Source organism: Mesorhizobium sp. 131-2-1 (assembly GCF_016756535.1).
Taxonomy (GTDB): domain Bacteria; phylum Pseudomonadota; class Alphaproteobacteria; order Rhizobiales; family Rhizobiaceae; genus Mesorhizobium.
This window is the reverse complement of sequence record NZ_AP023247.1, coordinates 3,789,761-3,808,035: the sequence shown is the minus strand read 5'-3', so window position 1 is coordinate 3,808,035 and position 18,275 is coordinate 3,789,761. Positions and strand designations below refer to the sequence as shown.

The following is an 18,275-nucleotide window of genomic DNA, read 5'->3' as shown; positions in this document are numbered from 1 at the left end:
CGCCATGCGGCTCAAGATCTCCCATCGGACAGAATACCGCTACGATGCGCCGGTTCAGTATCTGCTGCAGCGGCTGCGGCTGCTGCCAGTCAGCGGCCACACGCAGACCGTTCAGTCCTGGGCCTTGAAAATCGATGGCGCGCGCGAGGAGGTGCGCTTCACCGACCATTTCGGCAACGACACCCGGCTTCTGAGCGTCGAAGGCGAGCCTCACGCCATCGCCATCGAAGCCTCGGGCGAGGTGGTGACGCGCGACACGACGGGCGTATCCGGTCCGCATCATGGTTTCGCACCGCTCTGGTTGTTTGCCCAGGAAACCCCGTTGACCGCCGCCGGCGACGGCATTCGCGAGCTTGCCGGCTCATCAAGCAAGGGCACCGATATCGAGCGGTTGCATGGACTGATGGGCACGATCGGTGAGCGTGTCGCCTACAAGCCTGGCGCCACCACTGTGATGACGCCGGCTGAAGAGGCGCTGGCGCTCAAGACCGGCGTCTGCCAGGACCACAGCCATATCTTCGCTGCCGCGGCGCGCGCCATGGGTTTTCCGGCCCGCTATGTCAGCGGCTATCTGATGATGGATGCGGCGGTCCAGCAGGCAGCGAGCCACGCCTGGGCCGAGGCGCATGTCCCGGGCCTCGGCTGGGTTGCCTTCGACGCGGCCAACGGGATCTCTCCCGACGAGCGCTATGTGCGCGTGGCGACCGGCCGCGACTACCGCGACGCCTCGCCGGTATCGGGGATTAGGCTGGGACAGGCGCAGGAACAGCTTGCGGTCACTGTCACGGTAGAGCAGTAATTCCAGCGGAATCGCTGCTAAAGAGTACCCATGACCTATTGCGTCGGCCTGAAGATCGATCGCGGGCTCGTGTTCATGTCGGACACGCGCACCAACGCCGGCATGGATTCGATCTCCACCTTCAAGAAGATGCATGTCTGGGAGGAGCCCGGCGAACGCGTCATCGTGCTGATGTCGGCCGGCAATCTGGCGACCACGCAGGCCGTGGTCAGCCTGCTCGACGAGCGCACCAAGGCGGTCGCGGATCGCCATGCGACGCTGCTCGAGACGCCGTCCATGTACCAGACGGTGCGGCTGGTCGGCGATACGGTCAAGGAGGTCATCGCCCATTCCTCGCCCGCCGGCGACAAGGCCGATTCCTATTTCAATGCCTCCTTCATCCTCGGCGGCCAGATCAAGGGCAGCCCGCCGCGCCTGTTCATGATCTACCCCGAGGGCAACTTCATCGAATCGACCGACGACACGCCGTTCTTCCAGATCGGCGAGACCAAATACGGCAAGCCGATCATCATCCGCGCCTATGAACGCACGATGAGCCTGGCCGAGACGGTGAAGCTGCTTTTGGTGTCGTTCGACTCGACGCTGAAGTCGAACCTGTCGGTCGGCCTGCCGCTCGATCTCCTGTTCTACGAGAAGGACGCATTCAAGGTCAGCCTGAAGAAGCGCATCGGCCAGGACGATCAGTACTACCGCACCATCTCGGACGGCTGGTCGAACGCGCTGAAGGCGGCTTTCGCCAGCCTGCCCGATTTTCCCGGGTAGGGCGGCGCAACGTTCGCCGGCCATTGCCTTGAGTTATTTAACATATTAATCAAAAATTGGAGATGTTGAACTGATCAGCAGGGCGACCGGCTGCTCGGAGGAACCAGGTTGGGCAAAATGCTAAAGTCTGAGACGACTGCGGACGCGATCACGCGGGCTCTTGTCGAAAACGGCATCGATACCGTGTTCGGCATACCCGGGGCTCACATGTACGATTTCAACGACGCGCTGCATCGTGCCCGCGACAGGATCAAATTCATCCATACGCGACACGAGCAGGGCGCTGCCTACATGGCATATGGCTATGCCAAGGCAACAGGTCGGATTGGCGCGTTCACCGTGGTTCCAGGCCCAGGCGTGCTGAACGCGGGGGCAGCTCTCTGCACCGCCTTCGGCGCGAACGCGCCAGTGCTTTGCATCACCGGCAATATCATGTCCCACTTGATCGGCAGGGGCCGGGGACAGCTTCACGAGCTGCCGGATCAGCTCGCGACCCTGCGCGGCATCACGAAAGTCGCCGAACGCATCGATCACCAGTCGCAAGCCGGCCTCGTGATGGGCGAGGTTATCGCCAAGATGGTCTCCGGCCGGAAAGGGCCAGGGTCGGTCGAGGCGCCCTGGGATGTCTTCGGCCAGAAAGGGCCGGAGGTGCCGGTCGTTTCGGCCGCGCGAGCCGAAAATCCGCAGCCTGATCCGCTTGCGATAGAGCAGGCCATCGATCTCATTTCCAAGGCCAAGCGTCCACTCATAATGGTCGGCGGTGGAGCGGTCGATGCCCACAGTCAGGTGCGGGAACTCGCCGAGCGGCTCGGCGCGCCGGTAACGGCGCATCGGTCGGGCAAGGGCGTGCTCCCTGACGATCACCCCAATGCGCTCAACCTGGTCGCCGCATACGACTACTGGAAAGATGCCGATCTTCTCATCGGCATTGGCAGCCGCCTTGAATTGCAGTTCATGCGCTGGCGCTACCTTCCGAAGAACCTCAAAATCATCCGGATCGATATCGATCCGAAGGAAATGGTTCGCCTTCGTCCGGACGTCGCGATCGTGGCGGATGCGGCCGATGGTGTCGCAGCTCTTCTTCAACAGTCGCCTCGACCTTCAACCGATATGCGTCTGGAAGACTTTGCCCGGCTGAACAATGCCGCGAAGGAACGCTTCGGCGCTGTGGAACCGCAGGTTTCCTACCTGAAGGCGATCAGGCGCGCATTGCCGCGGGACGGCTTCTTTGTAGAGGAAATCAGCCAGATAGGCTTCACCGCCAGGTTCGCGTTCCCGGTTTTCGCCCCCCGGCACTACGTGACGTGCGGCTATCAGGACAATCTCGGTTTCGGCTTCAACACCGCATTGGGCGTCAAGGTTGCCCACCCGGACAAGATGGTGATTTCCGTCTCCGGTGACGGCGGTTTCATGTTCGGCGTGCAGGAGCTTGCAACCGCCGTCCAGCATCGCATCAACGTCATATCCATCGTCTTCAACAACGCTTCCTTCGGGAACGTGCTGAGGGATCAGAGACAGACGTATGACGGTCGGTATTTGGGGTCGGAGCTGACGAATCCGGACTTTGTCAGGCTCGCCGAGAGCTTCGGTGTCCCGGCCTTCAAGGCGACGACGCCCGAGGAACTCGAGCGCCTGATCACGACCTGCGCGACCCTCGACAGCCCGGTGCTGATCGAAGTGCCGGTGGACAGAGGGTCGGAGGTGAGCCCCTGGACATACCTCCATCCCGCTCCCCATGCGGATTGAGCAGATTCGCCAGGACCAGCAGCAACTTCCTCGGCGAGGATTTGCGGTGAACGGGGTGCCTGCATCGGTTGCGGTTGGTTTGCCTTTTCGATCATATGATTTTCATTAGCCGGCTTATCCCTTTTCATCGCTTTCGTTTTCGGATATAGACAAGAAAAACGAAAACGGGAGGAGAGCGATGTTTCTGTCGCCGCGTCATGCCGAGATCATCCAGATGGCCAAGGATCATGGCCGCGTGCTGGTCGACGATCTGGCAACGCAGTTCAACGTGACGCCGCAAACCATCCGCAAGGACCTCAACGACCTCTGCGACCAGCGGTTGCTCACCCGCATCCACGGCGGGGCGCTGTTCCCGTCCGGCATCGAGAACATGGAATATGAGGCGCGTCGCAAGATCGCCGCCGAGGAGAAGGAGGCGATCGGCCGCGCCGCCGCCAGGCTGATCCCCGACAACGCCTCTCTGTTCATCAACATCGGCACCACGACGGAGTCCGTCAGCAAGGCTTTGCTGGATCACAACGGCCTCATGGTCATCACCAATAACATCAATGTTGCCAATAGGATGCGTGTCTATCCTTCGATCGAGGTGGTGATCGCCGGCGGGGTCGTGCGTGGCTCCGACGGCGGGGTCGTCGGCGAGGCCGCCGTCGATTTCATCCGGCAGTTCAAGGTCGACTACGCGGTCATCGGCGCCTCGGCCATCGACCATGACGGCGCGCTGCTCGACTTCGACTTTCGCGAGGTGAAGGTGGCGCAAGCCATCATCGCCAATGCCAGGCATGTCATCCTCGTCTCCGACCGGACCAAGTTCGAACGCACCGCGCCGGTCCGCATCGGCCATCTGTCGCAGGTCAACACCTTCATCACCGACCGTTGCGACATCCCCTCGGTGCGCAAGATCTGCGAGGAGGCGGAGGTGCAATTGATCGAAACGTCGCTCGGCTAGGCCGTCTCCGCAGCGTCATCACGCGCCTGTGATATTTCGTTTGACATTCGTTCGTATTTCGAATTAATTCCGTCACGGTTTCGCAAAAGACCAAAAATGCTGCAATGCGAAATCGCTGGAGGACTTCCTTGGACGCATCACCGATCCATGACATCTTTGTCATTGGCGGCGGCATCAACGGCTGCGGCATCGCCCGCGACGCGGTTGGTCGCGGCTTCTCGGTCTTTCTTGCCGAGATGAACGATCTGGCCAGCGGCACGTCGTCCGGCTCGACCAAGCTGATCCATGGCGGCCTGCGCTATCTCGAATTCTACGAATTCCGCCTGGTGCGCGAAGCGCTGATGGAGCGCGAGGTTCTCTGGAAGAACGCGCCGCACATCATCTGGCCGATGCGCTTCGTGCTGCCCTACGCCAAGGGATTGCGGCCGGCCTGGCTGATCCGGCTTGGCCTGTTCCTCTACGATCATATCGGCGGACGCAAACTCCTGCCGGCGACGAAGACGCTGGACATGGCGAAGGACGCGGCCGGCAAGCCGCTGAAGCCGCTGTTCCGCAAGGCTTTCGAATATTCCGACGGCTGGGTCAACGATGCCCGGCTGGTGGCGCTGAATGCCCGTGACGCCGCCGATCGCGGCGCGATCATCCGCACCCGCACCAAGGTCGTCGGCGCCCGGCGCGACGGCGATCTCTGGACCATCCGGCTGCAGGATTTGCGGAGCGGTGAGACCGAGGAGGTCAGGGCCAGGCTTCTGGTCAACGCCGCCGGCCCCTGGGTCGATCACGTGCTTTCGGCGACGGTCGGCCAGAACGACGTCCACAATGTCCGCCTTGTGCAGGGCAGCCACATCGTCATCGGCAAGAAGTTCGATGACCCGCGCGCCTATTTCTTCCAGAACAAGGATGGCCGCATCATCTTCGCCATTCCCTATGAGGAAGAATTCACGCTGATCGGCACCACCGACCGCGACTATCCGGACGATCCGCACGAGGTGAAGATCAGCGACACCGAGATCGACTATCTCTGCGCGGCGGCAAGCGAATATTTCGCGCAGCCCGTCAAGCGTTCCGATATCGTCTGGACCTATTCGGCCGTGCGCCCGCTTTATGACGACGGCGCCTCGAAGGCGCAGGAAGCGACCCGCGACTATGTTCTGAAGGCCGATGGCGGCGAGGGGGCAGCCCCGATCATCAACGCCTTCGGCGGCAAGATCACCACTTACCGCCGGCTGTCGGAATCGATGCTGGAAAAGATCGAGGGCTTCCTCGGCAAGCGCGGCAAGCCCTGGACATCGAACGCGCCGCTGCCGGGCGGCAACTTCCCGGCCACCGGCTTCGAGGCGCAGGTCGCGAAACTGAAGAGCGCCTATCCGTTCCTCGACCAGCGCCTGGCCCGCCGGTTGACCCGGCTCTACGGGACGCTGGCGCAGGCCGTGCTCGGGCTCGCCAAGTCGAATGCCGATCTCGGCCGCAACTTCGGCGCCGATCTCTATGAGGCCGAGGTGCGTTATCTCGTCGAAAACGAATGGGCGCTCACCGCCGAAGATGTATTGTGGCGCCGGACCAAGCGCGGCCTGCATCTCAGCCGTGAGCAGGCCGCGACACTCGACGAATTCATGCGTGGAATAAGCCGCCGCCATGTCGCGGCGGCCGAATAGGATGGCCGTGTGATGCACAGAGCCGGGGAGGAGGCATCATGCTGGAACTGAGAAACGTGTCGAAGACGGTCGGCGCCGTGGAGCATATCCGCGACGTGTCGCTGACGCTCCAGCACGGCTCGCTGAACGTGCTGCTCGGACCGACGCTGTCCGGCAAGACCAGCCTGATGCGGCTGATGGCCGGCCTCGACGCGCCGACCTCCGGCTCGGTCTGGTTCGACGGCAAGGACGTCACGGCACTGCCGGTGCAGAAGCGCAACGTCGCCATGGTCTACCAGCAGTTCATCAACTACCCGGCAATGACCGTCTACGAGAACATCGCCTCGCCGCTGCGCGTTGCCGGCACTGACCAGGCGAAGATCGACAAGGAAGTGCGCAATGCTGCAGCACTCTTGAAGCTCACGCCCTATCTCGACCGCACGCCGCTCAGCCTGTCCGGAGGGCAGCAGCAGCGCACCGCGCTCGCCCGCGCCATCGTCAAGAACGCCAGCCTCGTGCTGCTCGACGAGCCGCTCGCCAATCTCGACTACAAGCTGCGCGAGGAGTTGCGCGCCGAGTTGCCAAAAATCTTCGCCGCCGCCGGCACCATCTTCGTCTATGCCACCACCGAGCCGCATGAAGCGCTGCTGCTCGGCGGCAACACGGCGACGCTCGCAGAAGGCCGCGTCACCCAGTTCGGGCCGACCATCGAGGTGTTCCGCAAGCCGGTCGACCTGGTGACGGCAAGGACCTTCGCCGACCCGCCCCTCAACACCATCGTGCTCGCCAAGAAGGGGCCTGATTTCCTGCTGGAAGGCGGCGTAACGCTGCCGGTGCCGGCGGAACTCGTCGGCATTCCCGATGCCAGCTATACGATCGGTTTTCAGCCCCACCATCTGTCGCTGGAACGGCCCAACGCGGCCGCGGTGCCGGTGCGGGCCAAGGTCACCATCACCGAGATCACCGGGTCGGAGAGCTTCATCCATCTCGATTTCGCCGACGCCCGCTGGGTGATGCTGACCCACGGCATCCGCGACTTCGAGCCCGACGCCGTGGTCGAGGTGTTCATCGATCCGCGCCACATCATGGTCTTCGACGGAAGCGGCCGCGCCGTGGCCGCGACGAAGCTGGCGGCTTGAGGAGGAAGCGATGGCACGCATCGACGTCAACCACATCCGCCACTCCTACCTGCCCAATCCGCAGAAGAATTCGGATTTCGCCCTGAAGGAAGTGCACCACACTTTCGAGGATGGCGGCGCCTATGCGCTGCTCGGGCCCTCCGGCTGCGGCAAGACCACGCTGCTCAACATCATCTCGGGGCTGCTCCACCCCTCGCACGGCCAGTTGCTGTTCAACGGCAAGGACGTGACCAGGCTGTCGACGCAGGAGCGCAATATCGCGCAGGTGTTCCAGTTCCCGGTCATCTACGACACCATGACCGTCTACGACAATCTGGCCTTCCCGCTGCGCAATCGCGGCGTGCCGGAAGCCGACGTCGACCGCAAGGTGCGCGAGACGCTGGAGATGATCGACCTGGCGTCATGGGCGAACAGGAAAGCGCGCGGCCTGACCGCCGACCAGAAGCAAAAGATCTCGCTTGGCCGCGGCCTGGTGCGCTCGGACGTCAACGCCATCCTGTTCGACGAGCCGCTGACCGTCATCGACCCGCACATGAAATGGGTGCTGCGCTCGCAGCTGAAGCAGCTCCACCGCCGCTTCGGCTACACCATGGTCTATGTCACGCACGACCAGACCGAGGCGCTGACCTTCGCCGACCGTGTGGTGGTCATGTATGATGGCGAGATCGTCCAGATCGGCACGCCGGCCGAACTGTTCGAGCGGCCGCGCCACACTTTCGTCGGCTATTTCATCGGCTCGCCGGGCATGAACGTCATGCCTGTCGCGATCGACGGCAGGACCGCGACGATCGGCAGCCAGCGCATCGAATTGCCGGGCGTGCCCAAGACTGTGACCGGGAACACCGGCGCCGGGTCGATCGAGCTCGGCATCCGCCCTGAATATGTCAGGATCGGCCGCGACGGCATGGCCGTGAAAGTCAGCAAGGTCGAGGATGTCGGCCGCCACAAGGTGGTGCGCGCCAGCCTCGAGGGACGCGAGATCGCCGCCGTCATTGGCGAGGACGACACCGTGCCGGCCGAACCGAAGATTAGCTTCGACCCTGCCGGCATCAACATCTATGCCGATTCCTGGCGCGTCGAGATGGGGGCATAGATGGAAAAGACCTGGAACAACAAGGCCTGGTTCCTTGTGCTGCCGGTGCTGGTGCTGGTGGCGTTCTCGGCCGTCATCCCGCTGATGACGGTCGTCAACTATTCGGTGCAGGACACGTTCGGCAACAACGTCTTCTTCTGGGCCGGAACCGAGTGGTTCGAGGAGCTGCTGCATTCCGACCGCTTCTGGGAAGCGATGGTCCGCAACCTGATCTTCTCGTTCATCATCCTCATCATCGAAGTGCCGCTCGGCATCTTCATCGCGCTCAACATGCCGAAGAAGGGCTGGGGCGTACCAGTCTGCCTTGTGCTGATGGCGCTGCCGCTGCTGATCCCGTGGAACGTTGTCGGAACAATCTGGCAAGTCTTCGGCCGCAACGACATCGGCCTGCTCGGCTACTACGTCAACGCACTCGGCATCGACTACAACTATGTCCAGGATCCGATCGATGCCTGGGTCACCGTCATCATCATGGATGTCTGGCACTGGACCAGCCTTGTCGTGCTGCTCTGCTATGCCGGCCTGGTCTCGATCCCGGATGCCTTCTACCAGGCGGCCAAGATCGACGGCGCCTCGCGCTGGGCGGTGTTCCGCTACATCCAGCTGCCGAAGATGCAGCGCGTGCTTCTGATCGCCGTGCTGCTGCGCTTCATGGATAGCTTCATGATCTACACCGAGCCTTTCGTCGTCACCGGCGGCGGCCCCGGCAATTCGACGACCTTCCTGTCGATCGACCTCGTCAAGACGGCGCTCGGCCAGTTCGACCTCGGTCCGGCGGCGGCCATGTCGCTGGTCTACTTCCTGATCATCCTTTTGTTATCATGGGTCTTCTACACCGTGATGACCAACTACGACGCGGAGCGCTGAGATGAGCGGCGTCAACGAAAGAACGCAAAGAGTGAGCGAGACGACGGTTACGGAAGGGCTGAGCAGCGCCCTGTCGCAAGACGAGGTGGCGCGGCTGATGCGGCGGCGCGGCGAGGAATCGCGCTGGTGGTGGATCGTGCCGACGCTCTACATCATCGTGCTGCTGCTGCCGATCTACTGGCTCATCAACATGAGCTTCAAGACCAACGCGGAGATCGTCTCATCGCTGACGCTCTATCCGCACGCGCCGACGCTTGCGAACTACGTCACCATCTTCACCGACGCGTCCTGGTATTCGGGCTATATCAACTCGATCACCTATGTGGTGATGAACATGGTGATCTCGGTCGCCGTGGCGCTGCCGGCGGCCTACGCCTTTTCGCGCTACCGCTTCCTCGGCGACAAGCACCTGTTCTTCTGGCTGTTGACCAACCGCATGGCGCCCCCGGCGGTGTTCGCGCTGCCCTTCTTTCAGCTCTATTCCGCCTTCGGCCTGATCGACACACATATCGCGGTGGCTCTCGCGCACTGCCTGTTCAACGTGCCGCTGGCGGTGTGGATCCTCGAAGGCTTCATGTCGGGCGTGCCGAAGGAGATCGACGAGACGGCCTATATCGACGGCTATTCGTTCCCGCGCTTCTTCGTGAAGATCTTCATGCCCCTTATCGCCAGCGGCATCGGCGTCGCCTGCTTCTTCTGCTTCATGTTCTCATGGGTGGAACTGCTGATCGCGCGCACGCTGACCACCACCGACGCCAAGCCGATCGCCGCCACCATGACCCGCACCGTCTCGGCAGCCGGCATGGACTGGGGTCTGCTCGCCGCCGCCGGCGTGTTGACGCTGATCCCCGGCGCGCTGGTCATCTGGTTTGTCCGCAACTACATCGCCAAGGGCTTTGCCCTGGGGAGGGTGTGACCATGAACCTCGACCTCACCTGGATGGCCTGGACCTGGCCGACGGCAGCCTTCTTCGGAACCGTCTTTCTGCTGCTTTGCGGCATGGCGGCCTGGGAATATGCCTCGCCGGGCGGCAATCCGCGCATCGGTGTACTGCGCTTCGAGACGACGCGCGGCGACCGTCTCTTCCTCTCGCTGCTTGGCAGCGCCTTCATCCATCTCGCTTGGCTGGGTCTGGTTGGACCCAACCTGTGGTGGGCTCTCGCTCTCTCCGTAGTCTACGCCATCGGCGTGTTCCGCTACGTATAGAGGGGGAAACTGTTGGAGCGGCCGCGTGCCGGCGGCCGCTCCAGATCGCACTTGAAACCTAAATGTGGAGGAAACTCATGCGACGGCAAATTTTAACATCAACGACTGCCCTTGTCCTATTGCTCGGGGCTGGCAACGCCTATGCCGGTATGGACGAGGCCAAGGCCTTCCTGGACAAGGAGATCGGCCCGCTGTCGACGCTCTCGCGCGCCGACCAGGAAAAGGAGATGCAATGGTTTATCGATGCCGCGAAGCCTTTCGCCGGCATGGATATCAAGGTCGTCTCGGAAACCATCGCCACCCATTCCTATGAATCGCAGGTGCTGGCGCCGGCCTTCTCCGCCATCACCGGCATCAAGGTCACGCACGACACGATCCAGGAAGGCGACGTCGTCGAGAAGATCCAGACCCAGATGCAGACAGGCCAGAACCTTTATGACGGCTGGGTCAACGACTCCGACCTGATCGGCACGCACTGGCGCTACCAGCAGGTGCGCAACCTGACCGACTGGATGGCTGGCGACGGCAAGGATGTCACCAATCCGAACCTCGACCTGAAGGACTTCATCGGCACCTCCTTCACCACGGCGCCGGACAAGAAGCTCTACCAGCTTCCCGACCAGCAGTTCGCCAACCTCTACTGGTTCCGCTACGACTGGTTCAACGACGAGAAGAACAAGGCCGACTTCAAGGCCAAGTACGGCTACGACCTCGGCGTGCCGGTCAACTGGTCGGCCTATGAGGACATCGCCGAGTTCTTCACCGGCCGCGAGATCGACGGCAAGAAGGTCTACGGCCACATGGACTACGGCAAGAAGGACCCGTCGCTCGGCTGGCGGTTCACCGACGCCTGGCTGTCGATGGCCGGCAACGGCGACAAGGGCATCCCGAACGGTCTGCCGGTCGACGAGTGGGGCATCAAGGTCGACGAGAATTCGCGCCCGGTCGGCTCCTGCACCGCGCGCGGCGGCGATACCAACGGCCCGGCTGCCGTCTACTCGATCCAGAAGTATCTCGACTGGCTGAAGGCCTACGCTCCGGCCGAAGCCCAGGGCATGACCTTCTCCGAATCCGGCCCGGTGCCGGCGCAAGGTGCGGTTGCTCAGCAGATCTTCTGGTACACCGCCTTCACCGCCTCGATGGTCGACGCCGGCGCCAAGGCTGTGATGAACGACGACGGCACGCCGAAGTGGCGCATGGCGCCGTCGCCGCACGGCGTCTACTGGAAGGACGGCATGAAACTCGGCTACCAGGACGTGGGTTCCTGGACGCTGATGAAGTCGACGCCGACCGACCGCGCCAAGGCCGCCTGGCTTTACGCGCAGTTCGTCACCTCGAAGACCGTCGACGTGAAGAAGAGCCATGTCGGCCTGACCTTCATCCGCGAGAGCACGATCCACGACAAGAGCTTCACCGAGCGCGCTCCGAAGCTCGGCGGCCTGATCGAGTTCTATCGCTCGCCGGCCCGTGTCCAGTGGTCGCCGACCGGCACTAACGTGCCTGACTATCCGAAGCTGGCTCAGCTCTGGTGGCAGGCGATCGGCGATGCCTCGTCGGGTGCCAAGACCGCGCAGGAAGCGATGGACTCGCTCTGCGGCGAACAGGAAAAGGTCATGAGCCGCATCGAGAAGTCGGGCGTCCAGGGCGATATCGGCCCGAAGATGGCCGAAGAGCATGACCTCGCCTACTGGAACGCCGACGCGGTCAAGAAGGGCAATCTCGCGCCTCAGCTGAAGATCGAGAACGAGAAGGAAAAGCCGATCACCATCAACTACGACGAACTGGTGAAGAGCTGGCAGAAGTAACACTGCCTGATGCGGGCGTCAGCGCCCGTATGGATCCTGCGGGGGAGGCGGCTTTTGCCGTCTCCCCTGTTGCATGAAGAGCGGAGGAGCGGAAATGAGCGGCTTTGTGCTTGCCATCGACCAGGGCACGACATCGAGCAGGGCGATCCTGTTCGATGACAATATGAAGGTAGCTGGCACTGGCCAGCAGGAATTCACCCAGTACTATCCGGCCTCCGGCTGGGTCGAGCACGACCCCGAGGAGATCTGGTCCAGCGTGGTGGCGACGGTGAAGACCGCGCTGAAGGCAGCCGGCCGCAACGCTTCGGACGTCGCCGCGATCGGCATCACCAACCAGCGCGAGACCGTCGTCATCTGGGAGAAGGCGACCGGCAAGCCGATCCACAATGCTATCGTCTGGCAGGACCGCCGCACCGCGCCGCTTTGCCAGAAATTGAAGAAGCAGGGGCTGGAGAAGACATTCACCAGGAAAACCGGGCTGCTGCTCGATCCTTATTTCTCCGGCACCAAGATCGCCTGGATGCTGGACAAGGTGAAAGGCGCCAGGAAGCGCGCCGAAAAGGGCGAACTGCTCGCCGGCACCATCGACAGTTTTTTGATCTGGCGGCTGACCTGCGGCAAGGTGCACGCCACCGACGCCACCAACGCCTCGCGCACGCTGGTCTACAACATCGAGAAGAATGTCTGGGACGACGAGCTGCTGTCGCTCCTGCGCATCCCGGCCGCGATGCTGCCGCAGGTGAAGGATTGCGCCGATGACTATGGCGTGACCGACAAAGCCCTGTTCGGATCGGAGATCAAAATTCTCGGCGTCGCCGGCGACCAGCACGCCGCGACCATCGGCCAGGCCTGTTTCGAGCCGGGCATGATGAAATCCACCTACGGCACCGGCTGCTTCGCGCTGCTCAACACCGGCGCCGATCTGGTGCGCTCGAAGAACCGGCTGTTGACCACCATTGCCTATCGGCTGAACGGCAAGACCACCTATGCTCTGGAAGGGTCGATCTTCATCGCCGGTGCCGCCGTGCAATGGCTGCGCGACGGCATCAAGGTGATCGGCAAGGCCGAGCAGAGCGGCACGCTGGCGGCAGCCGCCGACCCGGCGCAGAATGTCTATCTTGTGCCAGCCTTCGTCGGCCTCGGCGCGCCGCATTGGGACGCCGAAGCGCGCGGCGCGATCTTCGGGCTGACCCGCAATTCCGGCCCGGCGGAATTCGCCCGCGCGGCCTTGGAATCCGTCGCCTACCAGACCCGCGACCTGCTCGACGCCATGCGCAAGGACTGGAAGGGGGCGTCCGCCAAGACGGTGCTCAGGGTCGACGGCGGCATGGTCGCCTCCGACTGGACCATGCAGCGCCTGGCCGACATCCTCGACGCGCCGGTCGACCGGCCGACCATCCTGGAGACGACGGCGCTTGGTGCTGCCTGGCTTGCCGGCTCGAAGGCGGGCGTGTGGCCGAAGGCAAAGGAGTTCGCCAAGACCTGGGCGCTCGACCGCCGCTTCAAGCCGGAGATGGATGCCTCGACACGCTCGGCCAAGCTGGCGGGCTGGCGCGACGCTGTGCGCAGGACACTGAGCGTGCCATAAGAAGCCCATCAGGTGCTGAGTGCTCGGGGCGAGGGGGAATGGATCCGGATTGGTATGCTGGCTGGCGTGAAGAGGCTTACGATCAGCTGACCGCCAAGAACGACCGCTTGCAGAAGGATTTCCGCCTCGGCAGCTGGTCGCGCTACGACTACGACCTGAAGGCTGGAAAGCTGTTGTTCTCCGAGCAAGGTGTCGTCAAGGTCGTCGCCGAGATCCAGATTGCCGGCTCGACGAGTGCCAAAGCAGACAACTGGCTGTGGGCCTGGGCAAATTCAAACCTGCCTGGCGAGCTTCTAACCGACGCAAAGCTGGTTCGGTCCTTCGGAGAGGAGAAAGGCATTGACGAGCTGGCTCAGGCCTATGTGCTCGACACAAACAATGACCTGGAGGCGCTCGGCTGGGAACTGGCCGGGGCAATGGTTCGAATCTGCAACGCGCTCGGTGCCTACCGTTCCCCACGCGGTGAAGGCGGAGGCCTGTATCTGATCTTCAAGACCATCAGCTGGGCCAGCTGATCGGCGCCACACTCCGCCGAACGCAGCGAAAATCCGGCTTGCAAGCCATGTTTTTCCGGTTGACCGGTCGCGGCACTCTCCCTATGTTCCGCGCAATTTCGAGGGCGGCCTTATTCGAGCCCGCGGGAGCGCGTAGCTCAGCCGGTAGAGCAACTGACTTTTAATCAGTAGGTCATGGGTTCGAATCCCATCGCGCTCACCAGATTTTCAGCGGAAATTCTGCGCAACCCCGATGGCGGAACGGCTCCGCCTGGTACGATGTCCTCTTCGCTCGGGAAACCCGGCACTCCTTCTCGGGAGCGAGCTTGCATGTGCATACCAGTTGCGCCAAGCTGCCCTTGGGGGAGTGGTGTAGATTCGAGGCAGCACCACCAATGTTCATTGACTACTACGAACTTCTGGAAATCAGCCCGAACGCCAACTCGGAAACGATTGAACGGATATTTCGTTATTTTGCCATGCGCTACCATCCCGACAATCGGGATACCGGCGATGATTCTCGCTTCAGCGAAATCGTGGAGGCCCACAACACGCTGAAGGATCCGGTCAAGCGCGCGCAGTACGACATTCAGTATAGAGACAATCTGAATGTTCGCCGCGAGCTGACCGAGGAGGCCAGCAACACCAAAGGTCTCGAACGCGACGTCGTCATTCAGGCCAAGCTGCTTGCGCTTCTTTATGTAAAACGCCGCCAGGACGTCAACAATCCCGGCATTGGCGATGAAGAACTTGAACGCTTGTCCGGCTGCCCGCGCGAACATCTGGATTTTCATCTCTGGTATCTGAAGGCCAAGGGCTGGATAGCAAGGATCGAAAACGGGATGTTCGCCATTACCGTGGAGGGCATCGATCGAGCCAATTCCGAACACAGTCGCGACGTTGCCACGACCAGACTGCTCGATCATACGCACTGAAGGGCGCCCCAAGGTCCCGGCTGTCGGGTGAGGGTCGCCCAATGCTCCATGGCGAACGGGCATAAAAGGGGCGTCCAAGGGGAGGGCAAAATTGTCCGAAAAAAAGGTGATCGCGGTCAAGGACTGGACCTGCGCCATGAGCGACGAGCTCGGCCGTGTCGCACTGATGATCAATCAGATCGATGGCGAGCCCGTCCTGGTTTTGATGACGATCTTTCAGGCAGCCAGGATGGGGCGCGAACTGCAGTCGCCAAAACGCGTCTCCTGACGGGTTTGAAAGCGTAGAGCGACAGCGCCCAACCTTGTCGTCAGACTGGCTGCTGGTTAAACTTGGGCTCCCAAGGGAGGCGATACATGGCACTTCACCTTTCGGCGGACGCTCTGGCCCCCGCGGCGGCGAAACCTCAAAAATATCTCTTCGGCCCGGTCGCCGACTTCCTCATGCTTGGCGGCAGCGCGTTTCTCATCCTGCCGGTCCTGTTTCTTGTGCCGCTCGAATACGAAGGCGTCGTTGCGGCAACGATGGTCTTTGTCGCCTACCTGATAAACTATCCCCACTTCGCCCATTCCTACCAGCTTTTCTACCGCAATTTCGGGCGGAAAGTGACGGGCGACGGGTACGACAGGGGCCTCCAGCTCCGCTACATTTTCGCCGGCATCGCCGTTCCGCTGATCATGAGCGGGTTTTTTGCCTACGGCGCGGCAACCGCGAACAGCCGCCTGCTTGGCTACGCGACCAACGCGATGTTCTTTTTCGTCGGCTGGCACTACGTCAAGCAGGGCTACGGCATGCTGATGGTGGATGCCGTCCTGAAGCGCAAATTCTTCGACGATCGGGACAAGAAGCTGCTGCTGGTCAACAGCTACGCGGTGTGGATCCTGGCCTGGCTGCAGACGAATACCGCGGTCACCGCCGGCAAATACTACGGCCTGGAATACTACACGTTCGCGGCCCCTTCGTGGATCACCAACATCGCCATGGTGGCGGCCACAGCGTCCACGGCGGCGACGGTTCTGATGCTCATCAATCGCTGGCGCAGGAACGGCGGCGGCCTGCCCTACAACGGCGTCGTGGCCTATGTCGCATCGCTTTACCTTTGGATTCTGATCGCGCGGATAAACCCGCTCTGGCTGCTCGTGGTGCCCGCGCTCCACTCGCTCCAGTACCTGGCGGTGGTCTGGCGCTACCAGACCAATGTCGAGCGCGACGGTCCGGATGCCGCGAGCGATCCGCATCCGAAGATCCTGTCCTTTCTCGGCCCTCTCTACAGGCTTCGTGTCCTGGGATTTATCGTCGGGGGCGGTGCGCTCGGATATCTCGGTTTCTGGCTGATCCCGTTCGTGCTGACCGCCTTGATCCCGTATGACAGGCAAGTCCTCGGATCGTCGCTGTTCTTCTTCATCGTGCTGATATTCATCAACGTCCACCACTACTTCCTGGACAATGTGATGTGGCGCCGCGGCAATCCGGAAGTGTCCAAATATCTGTTCCGCTAGAGCAATCTTCAGGAAAAGTTTCGTAGCGGTTTTCAGTCCGGATTGCATAAAACACAGTTGGAGCGGGTCCTTCGCACGAGCTGAACCGCTCCGGCTGTCCAGCGCGTGCGACAGTTGGAATGGGCGCTACCGAAATGCCGGAAATGTTTTCGGAAGGCTACGTGGAAAGCACCTTGCGCTGGCACCTCTACCGGCGCTGGCGGCGACGGCAGGACCCACACCGGGTGGGTGAGCGCATGTTTTACGACGTTGCGTTGCGCGCGCCCAAGGGAAGCACCATCCTCGACCTTGGCGCAAATGTGGGCCTCGTCACCGGCGCCGCGCTGAGCCTTGGCCTGAAAGTCGTCGCCTTCGAGCCCGACCCGCACGCCCTGGCTGTTCTCACCAGAAGGTTCGGAAGGCACCCGGATGTCGAAATCATCCCCAAAGCAATCGGCGCCGGGGCAAGGACTGTCACATCTTACCGCAATCGCCACGCGGACGAAGGGCAAACCGCCGCGTCGTCGATAATTGAAACCGCATACCATGAGGGTGGAACACCCGTCAGCGTCGAGGTGGTCGATCTGGTCGACTTCCTGAAAAGCCGCCCGACCATGCCGTCGATCGTCAAGATGGATATCGAGGGCAGCGAAGCGGAATGCCTGGAAGCCATCCTCGACGCCGGGCTGGAAAAATCCATCGGCGCATTCCTGGTTGAGGCGCACGACAGGGTATCGCCGGAGATTGCAAACCGGCTTGACCGGATCCGCGAACGCATTGCCGAGGGCAATATCCGCAACATCAACCTGGAGTGGATCTGACGTCTCAAGGCATGGGCAGAAGCGCGGCGAACCGGGCGCTTCAGCCCAGGCGGCGCCGAATGGCCGACAGGAATCTCGAGGCTCCGGACCTTGCCGCGTCGGCCGCGATCACCCTGTCCATCGACCGTTCGAACTCGACCAGCATCGACGCCAGCAATTCCGCTAGCCCGCCGGCAGGACCGTGCATCTTCTCGAACAGGCGGTCGTAGTTCCGCAGCGTCTCGGCGACGACGTCCGGAATGTCCTCGTAGCGGCACCAGATCACATGTTGATGATAGGGGATATGCGTTCGCAGCGGCACGTCCTCGCTGACAACCAGACAGCCTTGTGAAAGCGCCGGCAGGACCCTGAACTCCTCGATCGAGTGGTGATGCCAGGTCTGGTGCGGATTGACGATGATTTTGGCGCTTCGGTACAGCGACCGCAGCCCGGGCAGGTCGTAGATGCCCTGGACGTTCCTGTATCCCGGAAAGGCCTCCAGCCTTTCGATCAGGGACGCGCGCCTCGGCTCCTTGGTGTTGATGATGTTGGTGAGAACGTCGATGGACCGGGCGCCGGCGTTTGAATATCCGAACGGGATCGAAGGGCAGTAGACGATCCGCTCGCGAAACCTCTCCGAAAACCTGCCGCTGGATTCGATGTTGACGATGTTCGGGACATTGTATTCCAGCACGACATCCGCCATGCGGTACTGCTTCTCGTGCGCGATGCGAACCAGATATGTCTCCTCGCCACCGAAGATGGATGGCACGACGCCCGGAGCGCTCGAGGGGGGAATGTCGCGCCCGCCGGGAAGCACCAGATTGTGTTCGTCCTGGAAGAAAATCCGCATGCCGGACCGAGGCGCTGCGCGCCTGGCGAAATAGTTCTCCACCACGGGGAGGTTTGTTACGAGCCCGTGCGCGTTCAGATAGCGCATGCAGTGATTTCCAAACGAAAGCACTCGATCGACAGTGGCAAGGCG

The 18,275-nt window shown here is 62.0% G+C and carries 18 protein-coding genes and 1 tRNA gene; 18 read left to right on the top strand and 1 reads right to left on the bottom strand.

Going from position 1 to position 18,275, the window contains the following annotated elements:
• Window positions 1–4 precede the first annotated feature (4 nt).
• From JG743_RS18420 to JG743_RS18335, 18 genes are all read left to right on the top strand, one after another.
• Complete coding sequence (locus JG743_RS18420) at window positions 5–799, top strand: transglutaminase family protein (RefSeq protein WP_202292215.1); 795 nt, start codon at window positions 5–7, stop codon at window positions 797–799.
• A 30-nt stretch (window positions 800–829) separates the two neighbouring features.
• Window positions 830–1,561 (top strand): peptidase, encoded by a 732-nt coding sequence (locus JG743_RS18415; RefSeq protein WP_202292214.1) that lies wholly within the window; start codon window positions 830–832, stop codon window positions 1,559–1,561.
• 117 nt (window positions 1,562–1,678) lie between these two features.
• Window positions 1,679–3,307, top strand: a complete 1,629-nt coding sequence (locus tag JG743_RS18410) for a thiamine pyrophosphate-dependent enzyme (RefSeq protein ID WP_202302713.1) — start codon at window positions 1,679–1,681, stop codon at window positions 3,305–3,307.
• Window positions 3,308–3,485: 178 nt separating this feature from the next.
• Window positions 3,486–4,253, top strand: a complete 768-nt coding sequence (locus JG743_RS18405) for a DeoR/GlpR family DNA-binding transcription regulator (protein WP_202292213.1) — start codon at window positions 3,486–3,488, stop codon at window positions 4,251–4,253.
• A 128-nt stretch (window positions 4,254–4,381) separates the two neighbouring features.
• Entirely contained in the window at window positions 4,382–5,908 is a 1,527-nt protein-coding gene (glpD, locus tag JG743_RS18400) for a glycerol-3-phosphate dehydrogenase (protein ID WP_202292212.1), read from the top strand.
• Window positions 5,909–5,946: 38 nt separating this feature from the next.
• Window positions 5,947–7,026, top strand: a complete 1,080-nt coding sequence (locus JG743_RS18395) for an ABC transporter ATP-binding protein (RefSeq protein ID WP_202292211.1) — start codon at window positions 5,947–5,949, stop codon at window positions 7,024–7,026.
• Between the two features lie 10 nt (window positions 7,027–7,036).
• On the top strand, window positions 7,037–8,119 hold the full coding sequence (locus tag JG743_RS18390) for an ABC transporter ATP-binding protein (RefSeq protein WP_202292210.1): 1,083 nt from the start codon (window positions 7,037–7,039) through the stop codon (window positions 8,117–8,119).
• Window positions 8,120–8,986 (top strand): carbohydrate ABC transporter permease, encoded by an 867-nt coding sequence (locus JG743_RS18385; protein ID WP_202292209.1) that lies wholly within the window; start codon window positions 8,120–8,122, stop codon window positions 8,984–8,986.
• Window position 8,987: 1 nt separating this feature from the next.
• Entirely contained in the window at window positions 8,988–9,902 is a 915-nt protein-coding gene (locus JG743_RS18380) for a carbohydrate ABC transporter permease (RefSeq protein WP_202292208.1), read from the top strand.
• Window positions 9,903–9,904: 2 nt separating this feature from the next.
• Window positions 9,905–10,192: a DUF2160 domain-containing protein gene (locus JG743_RS18375; protein WP_202292207.1), complete on the top strand. Its 288-nt coding sequence runs from the start codon at window positions 9,905–9,907 to the stop codon at window positions 10,190–10,192.
• A 77-nt stretch (window positions 10,193–10,269) separates the two neighbouring features.
• Window positions 10,270–11,997: an ABC transporter substrate-binding protein gene (locus tag JG743_RS18370; RefSeq protein ID WP_202292206.1), complete on the top strand. Its 1,728-nt coding sequence runs from the start codon at window positions 10,270–10,272 to the stop codon at window positions 11,995–11,997.
• A gap of 94 nt (window positions 11,998–12,091) precedes the next feature.
• Window positions 12,092–13,585, top strand: coding sequence for a glycerol kinase GlpK (gene glpK, locus JG743_RS18365; protein WP_202292205.1), 1,494 nt, complete (start codon window positions 12,092–12,094; stop codon window positions 13,583–13,585).
• Window positions 13,586–13,623: 38 nt separating this feature from the next.
• Entirely contained in the window at window positions 13,624–14,100 is a 477-nt protein-coding gene (locus JG743_RS18360; protein WP_202292204.1) for a DUF6882 domain-containing protein, read from the top strand.
• Window positions 14,101–14,226: 126 nt separating this feature from the next.
• Window positions 14,227–14,302: transfer RNA gene (locus JG743_RS18355), tRNA-Lys, on the top strand.
• Between the two features lie 172 nt (window positions 14,303–14,474).
• Window positions 14,475–15,014, top strand: a complete 540-nt coding sequence (locus JG743_RS18350; RefSeq protein WP_202292203.1) for a J domain-containing protein — start codon at window positions 14,475–14,477, stop codon at window positions 15,012–15,014.
• 91 nt (window positions 15,015–15,105) lie between these two features.
• On the top strand, window positions 15,106–15,282 hold the full coding sequence (locus JG743_RS18345; protein WP_202292202.1) for a hypothetical protein: 177 nt from the start codon (window positions 15,106–15,108) through the stop codon (window positions 15,280–15,282).
• Between the two features lie 86 nt (window positions 15,283–15,368).
• The gene (locus JG743_RS18340; RefSeq protein WP_202292201.1) at window positions 15,369–16,511 is read left to right on the top strand and encodes a hypothetical protein; all 1,143 of its coding nucleotides are present in this window, start codon (window positions 15,369–15,371) and stop codon (window positions 16,509–16,511) included.
• Window positions 16,512–16,630: 119 nt separating this feature from the next.
• A complete protein-coding gene (locus JG743_RS18335) occupies window positions 16,631–17,311 on the top strand; it encodes an FkbM family methyltransferase (protein WP_202292200.1) in 681 nt (226 codons plus the stop codon).
• Between the two features lie 40 nt (window positions 17,312–17,351).
• On the opposite strand, the gene JG743_RS18330 is transcribed toward JG743_RS18335, so the two are convergent.
• Window positions 17,352–18,230 carry a hypothetical protein gene (locus tag JG743_RS18330; RefSeq protein WP_202292199.1) on the bottom strand — a complete coding sequence of 293 codons (879 nt, stop codon included), beginning with the start codon at window positions 18,228–18,230 and terminating at the stop codon, window positions 17,352–17,354.
• Between the last annotated feature and the right edge of the window lie 45 nt (window positions 18,231–18,275).

What these genes read in the sequence shown, in the direction of transcription:
- JG743_RS18350 (WP_202292203.1), top strand. Translation starts at nt 14,475, where the DNA reads ATGTTCATTGACTACTACGAACTTCTGGAAATCAGCCCGAACGCCAAC.
- JG743_RS18360 (WP_202292204.1), top strand. Translation starts at nt 13,624, where the DNA reads ATGGATCCGGATTGGTATGCTGGCTGGCGTGAAGAGGCTTACGATCAG.
- JG743_RS18370 (WP_202292206.1), top strand. Translation starts at nt 10,270, where the DNA reads ATGCGACGGCAAATTTTAACATCAACGACTGCCCTTGTCCTATTGCTC.
- JG743_RS18405 (WP_202292213.1), top strand. Translation starts at nt 3,486, where the DNA reads ATGTTTCTGTCGCCGCGTCATGCCGAGATCATCCAGATGGCCAAGGAT.
- glpK (WP_202292205.1), top strand. Translation starts at nt 12,092, where the DNA reads ATGAGCGGCTTTGTGCTTGCCATCGACCAGGGCACGACATCGAGCAGG.
- JG743_RS18395 (WP_202292211.1), top strand. Translation starts at nt 5,947, where the DNA reads ATGCTGGAACTGAGAAACGTGTCGAAGACGGTCGGCGCCGTGGAGCAT.
- JG743_RS18415 (WP_202292214.1), top strand. Translation starts at nt 830, where the DNA reads ATGACCTATTGCGTCGGCCTGAAGATCGATCGCGGGCTCGTGTTCATG.
- JG743_RS18420 (WP_202292215.1), top strand. Translation starts at nt 5, where the DNA reads ATGCGGCTCAAGATCTCCCATCGGACAGAATACCGCTACGATGCGCCG.
- JG743_RS18380 (WP_202292208.1), top strand. Translation starts at nt 8,988, where the DNA reads ATGAGCGGCGTCAACGAAAGAACGCAAAGAGTGAGCGAGACGACGGTT.
- JG743_RS18410 (WP_202302713.1), top strand. Translation starts at nt 1,679, where the DNA reads ATGCTAAAGTCTGAGACGACTGCGGACGCGATCACGCGGGCTCTTGTC.
- JG743_RS18375 (WP_202292207.1), top strand. Translation starts at nt 9,905, where the DNA reads ATGAACCTCGACCTCACCTGGATGGCCTGGACCTGGCCGACGGCAGCC.
- JG743_RS18330 (WP_202292199.1), bottom strand. Translation starts at nt 18,230, where the DNA reads ATGCGCTATCTGAACGCGCACGGGCTCGTAACAAACCTCCCCGTGGTG.
- JG743_RS18390 (WP_202292210.1), top strand. Translation starts at nt 7,037, where the DNA reads ATGGCACGCATCGACGTCAACCACATCCGCCACTCCTACCTGCCCAAT.
- JG743_RS18335 (WP_202292200.1), top strand. Translation starts at nt 16,631, where the DNA reads ATGGGCGCTACCGAAATGCCGGAAATGTTTTCGGAAGGCTACGTGGAA.
- JG743_RS18340 (WP_202292201.1), top strand. Translation starts at nt 15,369, where the DNA reads ATGGCACTTCACCTTTCGGCGGACGCTCTGGCCCCCGCGGCGGCGAAA.
- JG743_RS18385 (WP_202292209.1), top strand. Translation starts at nt 8,120, where the DNA reads ATGGAAAAGACCTGGAACAACAAGGCCTGGTTCCTTGTGCTGCCGGTG.